The sequence below is a fragment of the Variovorax sp. P1_H12_2 genome (assembly GCF_056405335.1).
This window is the reverse complement of sequence record NZ_JBFUCI010000607.1, coordinates 1-2,718: the sequence shown is the minus strand read 5'-3', so window position 1 is coordinate 2,718 and position 2,718 is coordinate 1. Positions and strand designations below refer to the sequence as shown.

7 protein-coding genes are annotated in these 2,718 nt (G+C 64.1%); 3 read left to right on the top strand and 4 right to left on the bottom strand.

Annotated elements, in window-relative coordinates; translation table 11 throughout:
• Nucleotides 1–94 precede the first annotated feature (94 nt).
• Both AC1D2K_RS33120 and AC1D2K_RS33115 read left to right on the top strand, forming a co-directional pair.
• Nucleotides 95–292: an RES family NAD+ phosphorylase gene (locus AC1D2K_RS33120; protein WP_478094469.1), complete on the top strand. Its 198-nt coding sequence runs from the start codon at nucleotides 95–97 to the stop codon at nucleotides 290–292.
• A gap of 26 nt (nucleotides 293–318) precedes the next feature.
• On the top strand, nucleotides 319–648 hold the full coding sequence (locus AC1D2K_RS33115; protein ID WP_478094467.1) for an RES domain-containing protein: 330 nt from the start codon (nucleotides 319–321) through the stop codon (nucleotides 646–648).
• Nucleotides 649–740: 92 nt separating this feature from the next.
• Here the strand turns inward: AC1D2K_RS33115 and AC1D2K_RS33110 are convergent, their stop codons facing one another.
• The gene (locus tag AC1D2K_RS33110) at nucleotides 741–1,373 is read right to left on the bottom strand and encodes a hypothetical protein (RefSeq protein WP_478094465.1); all 633 of its coding nucleotides are present in this window, start codon (nucleotides 1,371–1,373) and stop codon (nucleotides 741–743) included.
• Nucleotides 1,325–1,786 carry a DNA-binding protein gene (locus tag AC1D2K_RS33105; protein ID WP_478094463.1) on the bottom strand — a complete coding sequence of 154 codons (462 nt, stop codon included), beginning with the start codon at nucleotides 1,784–1,786 and terminating at the stop codon, nucleotides 1,325–1,327. Before AC1D2K_RS33105 ends, AC1D2K_RS33110 begins: the two co-directional genes overlap by 49 nt.
• Nucleotides 1,787–1,874: 88 nt before the next feature.
• Here AC1D2K_RS33105 and AC1D2K_RS33100 point away from each other — a divergent pair, with 88 nt between their 5' ends.
• On the top strand, nucleotides 1,875–2,156 hold the full coding sequence (locus AC1D2K_RS33100) for an SDR family oxidoreductase (protein WP_478094461.1): 282 nt from the start codon (nucleotides 1,875–1,877) through the stop codon (nucleotides 2,154–2,156).
• Here AC1D2K_RS33100 and AC1D2K_RS33095 read toward each other — a convergent pair.
• Together AC1D2K_RS33095 and AC1D2K_RS33090 are read right to left on the bottom strand one after the other, a co-directional pair.
• A complete protein-coding gene (locus tag AC1D2K_RS33095) occupies nucleotides 2,109–2,414 on the bottom strand; it encodes a hypothetical protein (protein WP_478094460.1) in 306 nt (101 codons plus the stop codon). The genes AC1D2K_RS33100 and AC1D2K_RS33095 overlap by 48 nt on opposite strands.
• Before the next feature lie 74 nt (nucleotides 2,415–2,488).
• Nucleotides 2,489–2,718: CBS domain-containing protein (locus AC1D2K_RS33090; protein WP_478094458.1), on the bottom strand; the 230-nt coding region annotated here is incomplete at its 5' end.

Below are 2,718 nucleotides of genomic sequence, written 5' to 3'. Positions count from 1 at the left end.
AGTTCGACTATCAGACACCGGACGCATTGGTACGTGCGGGGAAGGCCCGCGTGGTCATCGACTATATCGAGTCGATCGCCGGCGGTGCGACAGGATGATCCTGCGCGATCTGGGGAATGACGAAGCCCAATACCGCATCCTGACGCCAAGTTGGGCGCACAGCCCCACCTCCGGCGCTGGTGCAGCCCGTAAGGGTGGGCGCTTCAACCGCGCCGGCCTCGAGGCGCTGTATCTCTCCCAGAGCGAAGAAACGGCACTCTGGCGGAATACCGGCAGCATGCGCTGCTGCTGAAGCCAGGCATCATCACTACGTTCCTCGTGAGCCGCCTGCGGGTCGTCGACTTTTCGGCCGGCTACACTGCCGACGTCTGGGATCCGCTATGGGCCGACTACGCATGCAATTGGCGGCAACTCGCATTCGATGAGGGCATCGAGCCGCCGAGCTGGGTGCTCGGCGACTTGGCGCTCGATGCAAGCGCAGCGGGGATCCTGTTCCCTTCGACCGTGCATGTAGGCGGAGTGAATCTCGTACTGTTCCACAGCAGCACGCTTTCCGCGGACGCGTTGCGCGTGCACGACCCAGACGGCCAGTTGCCCCGCGACAACAGATCCTGGAATCCCCCACAACGGCGTGACCTCGAGTCATAACTTCGAAGCCCGCGCGAGCGAAAGCAAAGGGCTCTGTCGCAACAAGCAGCGAATGGCGTCGGAAGGCGCGACGCCGGTCGAGGAGGGCGTGCTCATTGACCTGAGCTCTTGGTCGATTTCTTCGAGCGCGCGGCCTGTGGTCTTTCGTTGTCCTCCCGGTGGGCCTCAAGCTGGCGCAGCGCGGTGGCCGTCGCAGCCTGACTTTCTCGGAGTTGAGATACCTCGCGCTCAGATTGCTCCTGCTGGCGCTGCAGCTGCGCTGCGAGGTCGGTTGCCCGCTGCTCGGCGCCGGCGGCGCGCTCACGCAGGGTAGCAAGCTCGAGTTGCACCTCCTGGTGCTGGCGCGACCAGTTGGCTTCAGCATCGCGGTGCGCTGACTTCGCGGACTGGAGGGCCTGCTGCGCTGTTTCCTGGAAGTCGCGGGCAGCTTCCAGGTCGGCCGCGCGCGCCTTCTGTTCCTTCGCGAGCTCGACGTTGGCCTGGCGCGTGGCCATGCGCTCGCGATCGATCTCGGAGAGGAGACGACGCTCCTGCGCGAGATGGCGCTCCTCGGCTTCGTCCGCGGCGCGCTGCTTGGCGCCGAGTTCCATCGCAGCCTTCTCGCGCAGCGCTTCCCTGCTGACTACCGTCTCTTCAAAAGCCTTGCGCAGGCGCCGCACCTCAGCCTCCGACTCACTCAAAAGGCGCGCGGATTCCTGCCGCTGCGCGAGCGCCTGGGCCTCCATGGCTGCGACGGCCTGACGTGACGAGGCGAGGGCCTCTTCGTGCGCGATCCGGGTCTGCTCGTACGAGCTCTCACGCTGCTGCAGATCGGCTTCCTTCTGGGCCAGGGCACTAGCTCGAGCTCGCGCCGTGTGGCCTCGGTCTTCTGGACCTGCACCTGGGCGGCTTCGCGGCGTGCGACGTCCCAGAACTGCTGGGCGGCCTGGACGATGGCCAAGGGTAGCTTTTGTGCCTCGGCGTCGACCTGGCCGCCGATGCGGCCCTCCAGGCGCTTGCCGAGCGTGGCGAACCAGCGCTCCAACATCGGGCTCACGGTGTTGGGCGAGCCGCTGCCGATCTTCTGGCGCACGCGCTCGATCGTCGGGCGCAGACCTTCCTGCAGCAGCGCGTCGGCGGCCTCCCAGACTTGAGGCATCCTGGATGCCGCGGCTGGGTCGAATCGGGTATTGCAAGGTACCCACTGGCGACTCGGCCCCGACTGCGGGGGCACCGTCAAGCTAGTGTTGCTCGACATCGATGGGGATGAGGCGCGGCAAGCGGCCGAGGACGTTGGCACAGGCTCATCAATTGGTTTTGGCTGCGATGTGACATCCGCATCCGACTGCCAGTCGGCGGTGGAAAAAACGCTGGCTTGGGCTGGCAAGATCGACGTGTTGATCAACAACGCCGGCCTCACTCAAAAACGCGCACTGACTGACGTCACGGACGCCGACTACACGCTGATCACTGACGTGGTCTTACGGGGCACGTTGCAGATGTCGCAGGCGGTCAGCAATGCGATGTGACGCGACAGCCGCGCCGCCCGCGCGCAAGGTGGTGAGTCGCAGCATTCCATCGATGGTCTGAAACGTGTCGGTGCCAGTCAATGTGACGCGCCGACCAGTTTCCATGCGGTACTCGGTCGCGACTTCGCTCTGGTTGATCGCGCCTTCGTCGTCAGGAGATGCCTCGAGATATTCGGTGTACTTCAGGACCACGTGCCGCTTCCCGATCTGATCCGTGACCTCGATGTGCTCCGTGGCTGTTTTCCTTCGTTGCGGCATGCGCCTCCTTCGGACGTCCAACAGAAAATCACCGCGATCGTTTTGAGTGCAGCCTGTACGACGATGTGCGCGCCTCACGTCTGAATGTAGGCACGCAGTTGGTCGATCGTCTGCTCATGATCGGCAATGATGTCATCCATCAGATCCCGGATGGAGATCATGCCGATCACCTTGCCCGCGTCGACCACCGGAAGATGGCGAATCCGCTTGTGACTCATCAGGCCCATGCACTCGCGCGTGCGAGTGGTGGGCGTGACGGTCATGACGTTGGGCGTCATGATTTCAGATACCTGCACCGCCTTGG

Bases quoted from the DNA above. Each gene is read 5' to 3' on its own strand.
- AC1D2K_RS33120 (WP_478094469.1), top strand. From the start codon at position 95: ATGATCCTGCGCGATCTGGGGAATGACGAAGCCCAATACCGCATCCTG.
- AC1D2K_RS33110 (WP_478094465.1), bottom strand. From the start codon at position 1,373: ATGGAGGCCCAGGCGCTCGCGCAGCGGCAGGAATCCGCGCGCCTTTTG.
- AC1D2K_RS33105 (WP_478094463.1), bottom strand. From the start codon at position 1,786: ATGCCTCAAGTCTGGGAGGCCGCCGACGCGCTGCTGCAGGAAGGTCTG.
- AC1D2K_RS33095 (WP_478094460.1), bottom strand. From the start codon at position 2,414: ATGCCGCAACGAAGGAAAACAGCCACGGAGCACATCGAGGTCACGGAT.